Raw genomic sequence first — 13,990 nt, 5'->3', positions numbered from 1 at the left:
ATTCCGCCGGCATCAGTTCGATATAGGCGCCAGCAGACGCAATGCAACCGCTTCAGCAGCACGGATGCCATCGATCGCTGCTGAAAGGATCCCGCCCGCGTAACCGGCACCCTCACCGGCAGGCGTGAGACCGAGCACATTGAGCGACTCCAGCCGATCATCCCGAGAGATGCGCAACGGCGAAGAGGTACGGGTCTCGACCCCAGTCAGAACGGCATCGGGGTGGTCGTAACCGGAGATTTTCTGACTGAAGGCCGGCAGAGCTTCCCTCAGGGCAACCACCATCGGTTGCGGCAGAAGCTCGGCAAGATCTGAGGGTTGGACCCCAGGTTGATAAGAGGGGCGAACCGATCCGAGAGACGTGGATGGCCTTCCGGCCACAAAGTCCTCCTGTCGCTGCACCGGGGCGCTGTAGTCCTCACCGCCGAGCTGGAAAGCGAGGGATTCAAGTTCACTCTGGAACACCAGGCCCGCAAGTGGATCTCCAGGCCAGCGCTCATGGGCCTCAAGGTCTGCATCCGACACAGGGATCACCAGCCCGCTGTTGGCGTTGCGTTCGTTGCGGGAATGCTGGCTCATGCCATTGGTCACAACACGACCTGGTTCGGAGGTCGCACCCACCACAAACCCACCGGGGCACATACAGAAGCTGTAGACGCAGCGGCCATTGGCTGCGTGATGCACCAGCTTGTATTCAGCGGCTCCAAGCAAGGGATGGCCAGCGGCATCTCCCCAGCGGGCGTTGTCGATCAGCGACTGCGGATGCTCGATCCGAAGACCAATCGCGAAGGGCTTCCGCTCCATGGAAACACCGATCCGATCCAACATCGAGAAGGTGTCCCTCGCCGAATGTCCAGGAGCTAGAACCACCTGACTGCAGTCAAGACGGCTGCCATCGGCGAGTTGCAGACCAGTGATCCGCATCGACTTGCCGTCGCTGGCGTGGGTCGGTTCCAGCAAAAGTTGTTCCACGCGGGAACCGAAGCGGACCTCACCGCCCAGAGCCTCAATCTGAGCGCGCAACCCCCTCACCACTGTCGCCAGCTTGAAGGTGCCGATATGGGGTCTGTGACGAGTCAGGATGTCGCGATTGGCGCCACAGTTCACCAGTTCCTCCAGCACTTTGCGGCCGTAATGAACGGGATCGCTCACCTGGCTGTAGAGCTTGCCATCGGAAAAGGTTCCAGCACCCCCTTCGCCAAACTGCACATTGGATTCGGGATTGAACGTCGATTGACGACGCCAGAATCCGAACGTGTCTCGGCTTCTCTGCTTCACCGCCTGTCCGCGCTCCAGCAACAGTGGGCAAAATCCCATCTGCGCGAGCAGCAGTGCTGCGAAATATCCACAGGGTCCTGCCCCAATCACCACAGGCCGCGCCCCTGACGCATCAACCGCACTGGAAGGAGCGCGGGCAACAAATCGGTAGGACTCATCAGGACTGCGACGAATGCGCCGGTCAGCCGAACGACGACGCAGCAATGCTTTCTCGCCCCGTACCTGAACATCCACGCTGTAGATGATCCGGATTCGATCCCGACGACGGGCATCAATGCTCTGCTTCACCAACTGATGCGAGATCAGTTGCTCGCGAGGCACTCGCAGGCAACGCAGAACAGCCTGCTCGAGATCATCCTCCGTATGGTCCAGCTCCAGTCGAAGCTCGCTCAGGCGCAGCACGAGCTCTCTCCTTTCCCGACCCCTGGTACAAACACTACCGAGCGGAGATCAGAACGATTGTTCGCCCCCCTAAGGGGACTGCTCTGTTGGGTCGTCCTTGGTCTCAGCTTCGGGGCTGCCACCCTGAATCGCCAGCGAAAGCAGCCCGGCAACCAGTAGCAGACTGCCGATGCCGATCGCGAGAGAGCGGTTGCCAGACGCCGCGTCACCCCAAATGGCCGTGCTCAAAAAAGCTGCGCCCAGAAGCACACAGGGCACCATGACAATTCCTGAGGCAATGCGGTTGCGTGCCATCTCATACTCCGGGGCAAGTGACCTGGGCCAGACCTTCACTCACCAGCGCCGATCCCAGATCAAGGTCATCTCCGATCGGAGTGACTCTGGCCAGCAGGACACCATCTGCACTGCCCTCCGGCCGCAGATTCACCCGTCGGCGACGGGGAAGCGCACGACGCATCCAATCCTGCGCTTGCGGCTCATCCTCGGGATCCACCTGAACACAAGCCAGTTGCACGCTGTAATTACGATTGCGGTCACCAATCTGAAGCAGCGTTGCTGAGCGCACCTGCAGAACCTCGGCGGCAAAAGCCTGGGGAGGCAGCACGAGCAACAGCATCAGGCTTAAGACAGCTGCAATGAGAATGCCGACTCTCACTGGCCTCCTGAATTAGAGGCAGAACGACCTGAGTCCTGGAACGCCAACTCAGGATGGGCCGGCAGACCCACCATCTGGGCATTACTGCAACCGGGTGGAACCATCGGATAGCAATTCTCACCCCGACGAACATGCACATCCACCAGGGTTGGATGCGGTGACGCGAACGCTTCCGCGAGTCGGGTGTGGAGATCATTGCGCTCAACGATCTTCATCCCCTCCACGCCAAATGCTTTGGCCAGAGCTTCGAAGTCGGGCATGCCACCCAGCATGTCCGAAGCGGAATAACGCTCTTCGTAGAAACTCTCCTGCCACTGACGAACCATCCCCTGCCAGTGATTGTTCACAATCACCACCTTCACCGGAAGCCTGTATTGAGCGAGGGTGCCCAGCTCCTGGATGTTCATCAGCACACTGGCATCTCCAGCGATGCACACCACCTGTCGATCAGGACAAGCGACCTGGGCACCAAGAGCTGCAGGCATCCCGTACCCCATCGTCCCCAGTCCGGCGCTGCTGATCCAGCAACGTGGACCATTGCGCAGGTACTGAGCAGCCCACATCTGATGCTGTCCCACATCCGTCGTGACGATGGCGCCGGGGGCCAGATCGCGGACAGCCATCAGCACTTCCTGGGGGTAAATGGGCCCTTCCTGAGGAGGAATGGAGAGGGGGTAACGCTGTTTCCACTCGCGGATCCTCTCCAACCAGACGCTGGTTTGAAGTTCGAAGGAACGGCGCAGACTCAGATCCACCAGCGCGGCAAGGCTGGTGCCGACATCACCGAGAACGCCGACATCAGGGCGCCTGTTCTTGCCGATCTCAGCCGGATCGATCTCGAAATGAATCACCCGGGCATGCGGGGCGAAGGTATCGAGCTTGCCGGTCACCCGGTCATCAAAGCGAGCACCGACAGCAATCAGCAAATCGCAATCGGTTACAGCAAAATTGGCGTAGGCCGTGCCGTGCATACCCAGCATGCCCAGCGCTAGTGGGTGGTTCTCGTCAAAGGCGCCCTTACCCATCAACGTCGTGGTGACGGGAATCTGGTAGCGCTCTGCGAGCACGGCGATGCTGTCGTGAGCGGATGAGGCAATTGCGCCGCCCCCCACGTAAAGGAGAGGCCGCTGGGCTTCGGCGATCAGGTCAAGTGCTGCCTCGATCGACTGGAAATCAGGTGCTGGAGTGGAGCCGAACCCAGCAGGAACGACGGATCCTGGCTGAACCGGGATGTAATCAAACTCCTCCTGGCCAACATCCTTAGGGATATCAATCAAAACGGGACCGGGTCGACCCGAGGCGGCAATGTGAAAGGCCTGAGCAACCACCGAGCCGAGATCTGCGGGGTTTCGCACAACCCATGAATGTTTCACGATCGGCAAGGTGATGCCGAAGATGTCGGTTTCCTGGAATGCATCGGTTCCAATCGCCGTCCTCGGAACCTGACCGGTGATCACCACCATCGGCACAGAATCCATCTGAGCGGTGGCAATGCCCGTGACCAGGTTGGTCGCCCCAGGACCGGACGTTCCGAAGCACACACCGACTCTGCCGGTCGCACGCGCATAGGCATCAGCAGCATGGGTTCCGCCTTGTTCATGACGCACGAGGAAATGACGCAACCAACCCTCGCTCTCTGCCACATGCAGGGCGTCGTAGATCGGAAGAATGGCGCCGCCTGGGTAGCCGAAAATCGTATCCACACCGTGCAGGCGCAGAGCATCCATCAAGGCCTGGGCTCCGCTCATCCGGCGACTTCCATCACTGTTGGACGCTGTGTCGGCCGTGGGAGCGGAGATCAGCGTCACTGTGTCGTCACGGGGAACTGACCCTCAAGATTAAGGGCCGGCCTGTCGGTTTGCCGGAGTTCAGAGCAGTCCGAGTGCATGCAGAGGACCCTGGCCACTGATGATCTCGAGCAGAAACGCGGAGAAGCCCAGCATGGCCAATCGCCCGTTCCAGACTTCGGAACTGTTGTTCCAGCCCCACTCCCATTTCTCCTGGGGATAGAGCTTCACCTTGGTTGGCAGTTCAGCTGCAGCATCAAGGCTGACTTCAGGGCCTTCAAGGCTGGTGACCACAAGATCAGCCAATCCCTCGATGAAGCGGGGATAGGTGTCGAGAGCACGGACGCGCCGGAAATTCACCACACCGGACTCGGTGGCGAGTTCGCGGTACTCGATGTCAATTTCCTCGAGCGTTTCGATGTGCTCGCTGACAAAGCTGATCGGAACCACGACAAGATCGTTGATTTTGGCTTTGCCGAGCTCTTCGAGGGCTTCTTCGGTGTAAGGCTTCAGCCACTCGACCGGACCCACACGGCTTTGATAAGCGAGGGTGTGAGGGTTGTCGTGGCCCAGAAGCTCCTCGAGCCTCTTCATGATCAGAGCCGTGCAGGCCTCGATTTCCTGTTGATAAGGATCACCGGCTTCTTCGACATAACTCTTCGGTACGCCATGGGCACTGAAGAAGACATGAGCCTTGTGGGGGTCATCGCTATTGCGGACTTCCTCAGCGATCAGCTCAGCCATCGCGGTGACGTAGCCAGGATGGTCAAACCAGCTGCGGATGCAGCGGATTGGCAGCTTCTCGAAGACACCATCCCCCTGACGTAGGCGCTGGAGCTCCCTGAAACTTGAACCACTTGTGCTGATGGAGAAGTGTGGGTAAAGCGGCAGCACAACCACCTGATCCATTCCGTCGGCCTTGATATCCGCAACGGCAGACTCTGTGAAGGGATGCCAGTAGCGCATGGCCACGTAGCTGGTGGCCTCGATACCCCGTTGCCGCAGCAGGCTCTGCAGCTCTCGAGCCTGCTGCTCGGTGATCCGACGCAGTGGAGAACCGCCACCGATGGAGCGGTAGGCGCTCTGTGACTTGCCGCTGCGAAGGGTGCTGATCAACCAAGCCAGAGGCTTCTGCAGAGCTGGAATCGGCAGCCGGATGATCTCCGGATCCGCGAAGAGATTGAAAAGAAAGGGACCTACGTCCTGAATCCGCTCAGGGCCACCCAGATTGAGCAGTACGACACCGACCCGAGCCATGTCTGGAAACGATTGCAGGGGTTGAGAGTAACCCGCGTTAACGGCATCTTGACGATGTCCTGAAGGAAAGGATGACTCCCAGCGAGCCTCTTGAAGAGATCAGGCGAAATTCGAATACAGCGCTGGCCTCGATCGGCATCGGCTTACGTATCGAATGTCGCGGTCGCCGGTTAAACCTGCGTGGCTTGTTACCTGGGCGTGAAAAACCCGGCCAGCGATCGGTGCAACGTCTCAGCCTCGGCCTTGAGAACGACAGGGATGGATTGCGCGAAGCCGAACAGATCGCTCGGGTGATTGATGCCCAGCTCAAGCGCGACCAGTTTCGATGGGAGCAGTGGATCAAGGCGCCTGCGCAAACGGCGACCACATCCGGCGCTGCAGCAGGAACTCGCCATCTGCTGGATCAGCAACTACAGACCTTCGAGCAAGCCTTTTTTGCTGATCCACGTCGGCGACGCTCACCTGCTGGCAGTCGAACCACATGGACAGGTGCCTACAACCCCTATCTGCGACGACTGCGCACTCTGGCCGGCAAGGACACGGGGCGAATCGGCGCCAAGCTGCTGCTTCAGACCCTGCACAGCTACCCCGATGGAAGCCGCAGTCGCCAGCAATGCAGCACAGCCCTGGGCAGCCTGGCCAGGCACCTGGAACTGGAACTGCCCGAGAACTGGCGAGCAGAGGCGGCCGGCTATGGCCTGCATCGAGCCCGCTTCCGCCAGCTCCCAAGCGACCAGAAAATTCTCGAGAGCATCCTGCGGATTCCCAATCCACGCTGGCGACTGGCCTATGGCCTGATGGCCACCTATGGCCTTCGCAACCATGAAGTGTTCTTCAGCGACCTCTCCGCACTAAGCGACGCGGGAGATCGCGTGATCCGGGTCTTGCCCACCACCAAAACGGGTGAGCATCAGGTTTGGCCTTTCAACCCGGACTGGGTCGAGCGGTTTGACCTTCTGAAACTTGGACGAGAGCCGCAGGCGCTACCGGTGATCAGCACTGATCTGAGGACAACGACCCTGCAGCAGGTGGGACGCCGGGTCACCGAGCAATTTCGGCGCTACGACCTTCCCCTCACCCCTTATGACCTGCGTCATGCCTGGGCAGTGAGAACCATCCACATCGGTCTACCTGACACGGTCTCCGCAAGAATGATGGGCCACTCCGTGGCCATTCACACCCGCACCTATCACCACTGGATCACCCGGCGCGATCAGCAGCAGGCTGTGGACGCGGCCCTGGCACGACAACAGGCGTCATGAGGGATCAATGATCAAGGCTGGCCATGCAGTTGCAGACAACAGCTGCGGTTTGGATTGCGAGAACGCATCGCAATCACAACTGATTATCGGCTTTCGGTGCCGCAGAACGCGTCACTCCAAAGTCAGGATGAACGTTCTGGATGACGCCCCTCTCATCCATTCCTGACCCTGATGACCTCGTTTCTGCGGCCCCTGGCCTATCGCTACCGCTGGATCTACGACACGGTCACGGCGATCTCATCACTGAGCGTGGGTGGAGTCGAGCAACTCCGCAGTCTGGGGGTGGAGGCCCTGCAGTCCAGGCTTGAGAGCGGTGCACCTGTGCTGGATCTCTGCTGCGGCAGCGGTGAGGCCGCAGCGCCATGGTTGGCGGCCGGCTTCAGTGTCACAGGGCTTGATCTCTCTCCGCTCGCCCTGACATTGGCCGCCCGACGCCACCCAGGCCTGAAGCGAGTGGAGGGATTGGCCGAGGAACCACCGTTCCAAGATGAAAGCTTTCATGCCGTTCAGCTGAGCGTTGCGCTGCATGAATTTCCTCGCCGCGAACGCGAACTGGTGCTGCGCCAGAGCTTGCGCCTGTTGAAACCAGGTGGCTGGCTGGTGATTGTGGATCTGCACCCCGCAGGACCATGGCTGCGACTGCCGCAACAACTGTTTTGCGCCTTGTTTGAAACCGATACGGCCACGTCCATGCTGGAGGACGACCTGCCGTCTCAGCTGCAGAAGCTCGGTTTCACTGCGGTGAAGCAGGAGTTATTGGCAGGGCAAGCCCTGCAGCGGCTCACCGCGGCACGCCCAAGCATCGACGCACCTTCTCCATGAGCAACATCAATCTTGACCAGACAGCAGCGGAACTGGGTATGGGAGGAAAACTTGCACCCGAGAAGGACGATGCCGGCTACCGAAAGCGCATGGAACGACGCCAACAGGTGCAACGCCAGCGCGTCGAGGAGCGCAACAAGGAGAAGGGACTGATCCTGGTGTTCACCGGCCACGGCAAGGGCAAAACAACGGCAGGCCTGGGGCTTGTGCTTCGCACCCTCGGCCACGGCGAACGGGTGGCGGTTGTGCAATTCATCAAGGGTGGTTGGGAGCCAGGCGAAGCCAGGGCGCTACAAGCCTTCGGCGACCAGATCAGCTGGCATGCACTAGGGGAGGGATTCACCTGGGAAACCCAAGACCGCCAGCGTGATCAGCAACTGGTCACAGAGGCCTGGCAAACCGCCCTGGACCATCTGCGTGACGAGCGCATCAAGCTGGTTCTGCTGGATGAACTCAATGTGGCCATCAAGCTGGGCTACATCGAGCCAGACACCGTGATTGCTGGCCTGAGGGAGCGACCTGAGCTGTGCCATGTGGCCGTCACTGGACGCGGAGCACCGGCATCACTGATCGATGCAGCCGACCTCGTTACGGAAATGACCTTGAGCAAACACCCATTCAGAGAGCAGGGTGTGAAAGCTCAGGCTGGCATCGAGTACTGAACCTCAGCCCTGATCCAGATCGCGTCTGATCAAACCCGATGCAGCAGTCAGCACCGACAGACCACTTACCAGCAGAGCACGATGAACAATGGGATCACGCCAGCAGGAAGGATCCTGACTAGCGCGATCCAGAGCGGAGAGGGTGAGGCGTGCCATCACCGAACTGCGTCCACCGTTCTCGTCAGACATGGGGGCTTTGACGTTTCCCTATCCAAGCGGCTCCGCTGCGTACGCGCCAGTGGCGGGACCGTCCGATCCTGGTTGCTACTGTCAGCTGGATCAGGTGGATGAATGGCCTACGCGCGTGCACTCCTGAAACTCAGCGGAGAGGCGCTGATGGGAGACCAGGGCTACGGAATCGATCCCGCCATCGTGCAGTCCATCGCTGAAGACGTTGCCAAGGTGATCGCTGGCGGCACCCAGCTGGCGATTGTGGTGGGCGGAGGAAACATCTTCCGAGGCCTGAAAGGGTCGGCCGCAGGAATGGATCGAGCCACAGCGGATTACGTGGGCATGCTGGCCACCGTGATGAATGCGATCACGCTCCAGGACGGACTGGAGCGCGCAGGTGTACCAACCCGTGTGCAGACCGCCATTGGCATGCAGGAAGTCGCCGAGCCTTACATCCGCCGTAAAGCGATCCGCCATCTCGAGAAAGGACGTGTGGTGGTCTTCGGCGCTGGTTGCGGCAATCCCTTCTTCACCACCGACACCACGGCAGCTCTGCGGGCAGCCGAGATCAATGCGGATGTGGTGTTCAAGGCCACCAAGGTGGATGGTGTCTATGACAAGGATCCCGCCATCCATGCCGATGCCGTAAAACAGGAGCACCTGACCTACCAGCAGGTTCTGAGCGGTGAACTCGCCGTGATGGACAGCACGGCCATCGCTCTTTGCAAAGACAACAACATCCCGATTGTTGTTTTCAATCTGTTTGAACCTGGCAACATCGGCAAAGCCGTGGCTGGAGAGCCGATCGGTTCCCGGATCAACAACTGACAAGCGTTATGACGAAGCAAGACCTCGAAGCGAGCATGCAGAAGTCGGTGGAATCCACCCAACGCATGTTCAACACCATCCGAACAGGACGGGCCAACTCGTCTCTGCTCGATCGCATCTCGGTGGAGTACTACGGCGCCGACACACCACTGAAATCGTTGGCCACGCTGACCACACCGGACTCACAGACCATCCAGATCCAGCCCTTCGACATCAGCTCGCTGGCGGGAATTGAGAAGGCGATCGCCATGAGCGAACTGGGCTTCACCCCCAACAACGACGGCAAAATCATCCGCATTAACGTGCCACCACTCACCGAGGAGCGGCGCAAGGAGTTCTGCAAGCTCGCCTCCAAATATGCCGAGGAAGGAAAGGTTGCCCTGCGCAACATCCGCCGCGACGCCATCGACAAAATCAAGAAGCAAGAAAAAGAGGGTGAGTTTTCCGAGGATCAAAGCCGTGACGAACAGGAAACCATCCAGAAAACTCTCGAGAAGTTCATTGCACAGCTGGAGAAGCACTTGGCCGATAAGGAGGCCGACATCCTTAAAGTGTGATTACAACTGACGTTGCCGTGATCGGTGCCGGAGCTGCCGGCACTTCAGCTGCTTTTCACCTTGCTCACGCAGGGCATTCCGTCACCATTCTCGAAGCGGAGACCCGGACCCAGATCAAGCCCTGCGGTGGAGGTATGGCCTCCTCTGTGCAGAACTGGTTCCCTTTCGACCTCAGCCCTGCGGTTGATGATGTCATCCGTCAGGTCGACTTCAGCTGGTGTCTGGAGGATCCCGTTGTCGCCGAACTTCCCGGTGAGGCACCGTTCTGGATTGTGAGGCGTGAGCATCTGGATTCCTTGTTGCTTGAGCAGGCCGTGAGCGCTGGTGCCACCGTTCAGCGACCATGTCGTGTGACAGCGCTCGATCGCACCGGCGAGTGCTGGACGCTCACAGCGGAACAAGGGACAACTTTGAAGGCCCGAGCTGTGGTGATCGCTGATGGCTCAGGGTCTCCCTGGCCGCAACAAGTCGGCGTCGGCCCGAGCTCCCTGCACATGGCAAGCACACTCTCGGTTCGTCTGGAAGGGCTTGGAACGCTCGCTCCTGGAACGGCACGTTTCGAATTCGGGCTTGTGCACCACGGGTTTGCCTGGGCTTTTCCGCTGGCCGATGGGATCAATGTGGGAGTGGGCACCTTCATCGGTCGTGATGTCACCGATTCGGAGACGATCCTGAATGCACTGCTGCCTGACCTTGGCTTTGCAGCCGACGCAGGTCTTCGGCAGCAGGCCAATCTGAGGGTCTGGAACGGTCACAGCCCGCTCCATGCCGACGGGGTGGTGGCGGTTGGCGATGCCGCATCTCTCTGCGACCCCTTCCTTGCAGAGGGGTTGCGACCAGCTCTGATGAGCGGCTGCGAAGCCGCAAAGCACCTGGACCACTGGCTGAAGGGCAAGGAACAATCTTTAAAGGGCTACTCAAAGGCGATGCGACAGCGCTGGGGCGACTCCATGGCATGGGGTCGTCGGATTGCCCAGGTGTTTTACCGCTTCCCCGGTGTGGGCTATCAGCTAGGGGTCAAACGGCCGACAGCTCCCAGACGGATCGCCCAGATCCTCTCCGGAGAGATGGGCTATGGCGATATCGCTCAGCGGGTCATTCGCCGGCTGTTGCTGCAGCGCAGCTAGAGATCGAAGGCCAGCTGCTGCACCGATGGATCACTGACGCGGCGACGTGATCGTCGTCGGGATGGTGCCGGCAAACCAGCCCGCCTGGAGCCATGCCGCCGCTGAATCGCATCGGCATGACGGTCAAATCCAGCTGAATGCCTGATCGCGAAGATCCGCTCCTTGGCCTGTCTTGCTGAATCGGCACAATCCACAATCGGCATAACGCCGTTGAGCGCCCAGGGTTCATGAAGATGCACCGTGGGAATGTGCGCCAGTTCAGGGCACCAGCGGCGGATGAACACGCCGTCCTGATCGTGATCACGACCCTGCTTGATCGGGTTGTAGATCCGGATCGTGTTGATGGAGGTGCTGCCCGACTGCATCTGGCATTGACTCCAGTGAATCCCCGGTTCGTAATCCACAAACTGACGGGCGAGGTGCAGGCCGCTGTCCCTCCAGGGCAACCAAAGGTTGTAGCTCGCAAACGACATCAACATTGCCCGCATCCGGAAGTTGATCCAGCCATTGGCCCTCAGAGCCCGCATGCAGGCATCTACAAAAGGCACTCCGGTTCGGCCTTCTGCCCAGGCCGATAGACGCTCGGCATCAGGATCTCGGAGATCACGCATGAAAGGGTGAAAGTCCTGCCACTCGATTGAGGGTTGATCCTCAAGCTTCTGGATGAAATGACAGTGCCAGTGAAGCCTCGACCCAAAACTGCGCGCCCCGCGTCCCCGGCTCGCACGACTGCGCTGAAGAACCTCACGCATGGACAGGCAACCCCAGGTGAGATAAGTGGAGAGCCTGGAACATCCTGTGAAGGCCATGTTCGGACTGGAGATGGATTGGCAGTACTGCCCCACCCGTTGGTCCAGGAAATGCTCGAGTTCGTTCAGACCGGCATGACGGCCACCATGCTGGCGATGAGGGCATGGATCAGGCTCGAGTCCCAGGTCAGCAGCCGAAGGCACTTCACCGGTTGAGACCCCCTGCAGTGGCTCGAGACGGGTGGGAGCAGGCGTGATCGGTTCCGCCATGCGCTCTTCCCAGCGCCGGGCCCATCCACCACGTGTCCGCAACGGGCGGATCACACCAAACTGCGGAATCTCTCGCCAGGGAATGCTGCGCTCCCTGGCCCACGCCGCGACCCGCCTGTCTCTGGCGTAGGTCCAGTCATTACCAGTCTCTTCATGACTCCAGAGGCCCGACACTCCGAGCTGACGCCTGGCACGCTCAAGCACTGTCACTGCATCCCCGCAGCGAATGACCAGCGGCTGGCCAAGAGCGGCCATGGCCTGCTGAAGGTCGAGCAGAGCTTCCCTGCAGAACTCCCACTGACGACCTGACACATCCTGCTGGCGCCAAAGATCAGGCTCAACGATGTAAAGAGGCAGCACGTCTCCAAGAGCCAGTGCCTGGATCAGTGGCCTGTGATCCTCGAGCCGCAAGTCACGCTTGAACCAGACCAGCTGCAACGCCATCTACTGCGGAACAGCTCCAAAACACTCTCAAGAAACTAGTCAGATTAAGATCAGGCTTGGGGTGCAATCTTCAGATCACGCAGACGGGCATCGACTGAGGCCAGAAGCTCGACGGCAAACATGGGCGACTCCTGAACGGCAAACAGAAATTTCTCGCGGTTCATCTCGATCAGGCGGCAATCGGTTTCAGCCTTTGCCGTGCCCAGTCGACGATGGCCTTCCATCACCAACGCACCGGCACCAAAAACATTGCCAGCTTCGATCAGTTCATACCCCTGCTGGCCGTTTTCATTGGTCCAGCTCAGTCGGACTCTTCCCTCAAGCACACCGAACATCGACGCACCAGGGTCGTCAGCCTTAAAGATCACGTCGCCGGTATGAGCGCCATGCACCTCACTCTTCTGAGCAAGGGCACGCATGGTGTCGAGGAGGGCATTCACGGAGAAACAGTCAGAGACGACAGGACGATCAGGCTCTGGTCAGTGACAGAGCAGATCCGAAGCCGCACCGCACCTCTTCCTGAGTAAGTCTGCCGTCATGATCTGCATCCAGAGCATCAAACACAGCATCACTGCCCAGCCATTCATCACGCGTGATGCAGCCGTCACCGTTCATGTCATTCAGCATGAAAATCTCCTGCACGGCATGACCGAAAGCCTGACCACCCTCAAGTTCCGCGAGTCGATGGGCCAGCATGCTTTCAAGCGTTTCAATCGCTTTGCTGAAGCCCTTGATGCCTTCGCCAAGTTTGTCTGTGGCCATCCGATCAGAGGCCATCAGGCTGTCGAACTGCTCCTTGTCGACGTGGATCTGAGGTTCACTGTTTGAGGGGTTTGTCGCATCGAGTTTGCGATTGAGAATGGCCTCACTGGAACGCAGCTGATCCAGCAACTTGGGTGAAATAGTGAGCAGGTCGCAACCGGCAAGCTCGGTGATTTCATCGACGTTGCGGAAACTGGCCCCCATCACCTCAGTCTTGTAGCCGTAGGCCTTGAAGTAGTTGAAGATTCTGGTGACAGACAAGACACCGGGGTCCTCCGGACCGGGATAAGAATCCCTTCCTGTCTCGGCTTTATACCAGTCGAGGATGCGGCCAACGAACGGCGAAACTAGAGTCACGCCTGCTTCAGCGCAGGCTGCCGCCTGAGCAAAGCCAAACAGGAGCGTGAGATTGCAGTGAATACCTTCCCTCTCAAGCACTTCAGCAGCTTTGATGCCCTCCCAGGTGGAGGCGATCTTGATCAACACGCGATCATTACTGATGCCGGCGTCGTTGTAGAGGCGAACCAACTTGCGACCCTTTTCAATCGTGGCGGCAGTGTCGTAACTGAGCCGAGCATCAACCTCGGTGGACACGCGGCGGGGCACGATCTTGAGGATTTCCTTGCCAAAAATCACGCTGATTTCATCGAGCGCCTCGCGCACCACCGTCTCAACGGGTGCACTATCGCCGATCAGATGACGGGAGGATCGCAGGGCCTCATCGATCAGAGTTTGATAAGCAGGGATCTGAGCAGCAGCGAGAATCAAGGATGGATTCGTGGTGGCATCCCGTGGTGTGAATTTGCGGATTGCTTCAAGATCACCCGTATCCGCCACCACAACGGTTATCGCAGAGAGCTGCTCAAGAAGAGTTGCCATGTCTCTAAAGGCTTGTTGCTTGTAACGTAGCGGTGTTTTCAGAGCTGGCATCCCAACGAAAGCCCAGCAAGACGAGGC

The 13,990-nt window shown here is 59.3% G+C and carries 15 protein-coding genes; 6 read left to right on the top strand and 9 right to left on the bottom strand.

All coding sequences use genetic code 11. The features are described from left to right. Window positions 1–12: 12 nt before the first annotated feature. From SIB42_RS07020 to hemH, 5 genes are all read right to left on the bottom strand, one after another. Window positions 13–1,680, bottom strand: coding sequence for an NAD(P)/FAD-dependent oxidoreductase (locus SIB42_RS07020; protein WP_067092909.1), 1,668 nt, complete (start codon window positions 1,678–1,680; stop codon window positions 13–15). Between the two features lie 69 nt (window positions 1,681–1,749). Then, window positions 1,750–1,974 (bottom strand): GIVxVP protein, encoded by a 225-nt coding sequence (locus tag SIB42_RS07015; protein ID WP_067092908.1) that lies wholly within the window; start codon window positions 1,972–1,974, stop codon window positions 1,750–1,752. Window position 1,975: 1 nt separating this feature from the next. Further along, complete coding sequence (locus tag SIB42_RS07010) at window positions 1,976–2,296, bottom strand: nuclease (protein WP_067093139.1); 321 nt, start codon at window positions 2,294–2,296, stop codon at window positions 1,976–1,978. A gap of 35 nt (window positions 2,297–2,331) precedes the next feature. Beyond that, complete coding sequence (ilvB, locus tag SIB42_RS07005) at window positions 2,332–4,143, bottom strand: biosynthetic-type acetolactate synthase large subunit (RefSeq protein WP_067092907.1); 1,812 nt, start codon at window positions 4,141–4,143, stop codon at window positions 2,332–2,334. 60 nt (window positions 4,144–4,203) lie between these two features. After that, a complete protein-coding gene (hemH, locus tag SIB42_RS07000) occupies window positions 4,204–5,379 on the bottom strand; it encodes a ferrochelatase (RefSeq protein ID WP_067092906.1) in 1,176 nt (391 codons plus the stop codon). A 71-nt stretch (window positions 5,380–5,450) separates the two neighbouring features. On the opposite strand from hemH, the gene SIB42_RS06995 reads away from it, so the two are divergent. The 3 genes from SIB42_RS06995 (at window position 5,451) to cobO (ending at window position 8,125) form a co-directional block, all read left to right on the top strand. Continuing rightward, the gene (locus tag SIB42_RS06995) at window positions 5,451–6,641 is read left to right on the top strand and encodes a site-specific integrase (RefSeq protein ID WP_067092905.1); all 1,191 of its coding nucleotides are present in this window, start codon (window positions 5,451–5,453) and stop codon (window positions 6,639–6,641) included. A gap of 171 nt (window positions 6,642–6,812) precedes the next feature. Next, window positions 6,813–7,463: a class I SAM-dependent methyltransferase gene (locus SIB42_RS06990; RefSeq protein WP_067092904.1), complete on the top strand. Its 651-nt coding sequence runs from the start codon at window positions 6,813–6,815 to the stop codon at window positions 7,461–7,463. Further along, complete coding sequence (cobO, locus tag SIB42_RS06985; RefSeq protein WP_067092903.1) at window positions 7,460–8,125, top strand: cob(I)yrinic acid a,c-diamide adenosyltransferase; 666 nt, start codon at window positions 7,460–7,462, stop codon at window positions 8,123–8,125. The genes SIB42_RS06990 and cobO overlap by 4 nt, the downstream gene beginning before the upstream one ends. Window positions 8,126–8,128: 3 nt before the next feature. Here the strand turns inward: cobO and SIB42_RS06980 are convergent, their stop codons facing one another. After that, window positions 8,129–8,314, bottom strand: a complete 186-nt coding sequence (locus tag SIB42_RS06980) for a hypothetical protein (RefSeq protein ID WP_067092902.1) — start codon at window positions 8,312–8,314, stop codon at window positions 8,129–8,131. A 102-nt stretch (window positions 8,315–8,416) separates the two neighbouring features. On the opposite strand from SIB42_RS06980, the gene pyrH reads away from it, so the two are divergent. The 3 genes from pyrH to SIB42_RS06965 are packed head-to-tail and all read left to right on the top strand — an operon-like array spanning window position 8,417 to window position 10,808. Next, on the top strand, window positions 8,417–9,124 hold the full coding sequence (pyrH, locus tag SIB42_RS06975) for a UMP kinase (protein WP_067092901.1): 708 nt from the start codon (window positions 8,417–8,419) through the stop codon (window positions 9,122–9,124). An 8-nt stretch (window positions 9,125–9,132) separates the two neighbouring features. Further along, the gene (gene frr, locus SIB42_RS06970; RefSeq protein WP_067092900.1) at window positions 9,133–9,681 is read left to right on the top strand and encodes a ribosome recycling factor; all 549 of its coding nucleotides are present in this window, start codon (window positions 9,133–9,135) and stop codon (window positions 9,679–9,681) included. Beyond that, window positions 9,678–10,808, top strand: a complete 1,131-nt coding sequence (locus tag SIB42_RS06965; protein ID WP_067092899.1) for an NAD(P)/FAD-dependent oxidoreductase — start codon at window positions 9,678–9,680, stop codon at window positions 10,806–10,808. The genes frr and SIB42_RS06965 overlap by 4 nt, the downstream gene beginning before the upstream one ends. Here SIB42_RS06965 and SIB42_RS06960 read toward each other — a convergent pair. The 3 genes from SIB42_RS06960 to SIB42_RS06950 are packed head-to-tail and all read right to left on the bottom strand — an operon-like array spanning window position 10,805 to window position 13,912. Beyond that, a complete protein-coding gene (locus SIB42_RS06960) occupies window positions 10,805–12,271 on the bottom strand; it encodes an FAD-binding domain-containing protein (RefSeq protein ID WP_067092898.1) in 1,467 nt (488 codons plus the stop codon). The two genes, SIB42_RS06965 and SIB42_RS06960, sit on opposite strands and share 4 nt — an antisense overlap. A 50-nt stretch (window positions 12,272–12,321) precedes the next feature. Continuing rightward, window positions 12,322–12,711, bottom strand: coding sequence for a Crp/Fnr family transcriptional regulator (locus tag SIB42_RS06955; protein WP_067092897.1), 390 nt, complete (start codon window positions 12,709–12,711; stop codon window positions 12,322–12,324). 28 nt (window positions 12,712–12,739) lie between these two features. After that, on the bottom strand, window positions 12,740–13,912 hold the full coding sequence (locus SIB42_RS06950) for a transaldolase (RefSeq protein WP_067092896.1): 1,173 nt from the start codon (window positions 13,910–13,912) through the stop codon (window positions 12,740–12,742). Window positions 13,913–13,990: the final 78 nt, after the last annotated feature.

The organism is Synechococcus sp. MIT S9508 (assembly GCF_047303045.1).
In the GTDB taxonomy this organism is placed as follows: domain Bacteria; phylum Cyanobacteriota; class Cyanobacteriia; order PCC-6307; family Cyanobiaceae; genus Synechococcus_C.
Note: the sequence above shows the minus strand (reverse complement) of the source record. Positions and strands in the feature narration are given on the sequence as shown.

Coding starts and splice junctions, on each gene's coding strand:
- hemH (WP_067092906.1), bottom strand. CDS start 5,379: ATGGCTCGGGTCGGTGTCGTACTGCTCAATCTGGGTGGCCCTGAGCGG.
- SIB42_RS07010 (WP_067093139.1), bottom strand. CDS start 2,296: ATGCTGTTGCTCGTGCTGCCTCCCCAGGCTTTTGCCGCCGAGGTTCTG.
- pyrH (WP_067092901.1), top strand. CDS start 8,417: ATGGCCTACGCGCGTGCACTCCTGAAACTCAGCGGAGAGGCGCTGATG.
- SIB42_RS06990 (WP_067092904.1), top strand. CDS start 6,813: ATGACCTCGTTTCTGCGGCCCCTGGCCTATCGCTACCGCTGGATCTAC.
- SIB42_RS06950 (WP_067092896.1), bottom strand. CDS start 13,912: ATGGCAACTCTTCTTGAGCAGCTCTCTGCGATAACCGTTGTGGTGGCG.
- SIB42_RS06995 (WP_067092905.1), top strand. CDS start 5,451: ATGACTCCCAGCGAGCCTCTTGAAGAGATCAGGCGAAATTCGAATACA.
- SIB42_RS07015 (WP_067092908.1), bottom strand. CDS start 1,974: ATGGCACGCAACCGCATTGCCTCAGGAATTGTCATGGTGCCCTGTGTG.
- SIB42_RS06960 (WP_067092898.1), bottom strand. CDS start 12,271: ATGGCGTTGCAGCTGGTCTGGTTCAAGCGTGACTTGCGGCTCGAGGAT.
- frr (WP_067092900.1), top strand. CDS start 9,133: ATGACGAAGCAAGACCTCGAAGCGAGCATGCAGAAGTCGGTGGAATCC.
- SIB42_RS06980 (WP_067092902.1), bottom strand. CDS start 8,314: ATGTCTGACGAGAACGGTGGACGCAGTTCGGTGATGGCACGCCTCACC.
- cobO (WP_067092903.1), top strand. CDS start 7,460: ATGAGCAACATCAATCTTGACCAGACAGCAGCGGAACTGGGTATGGGA.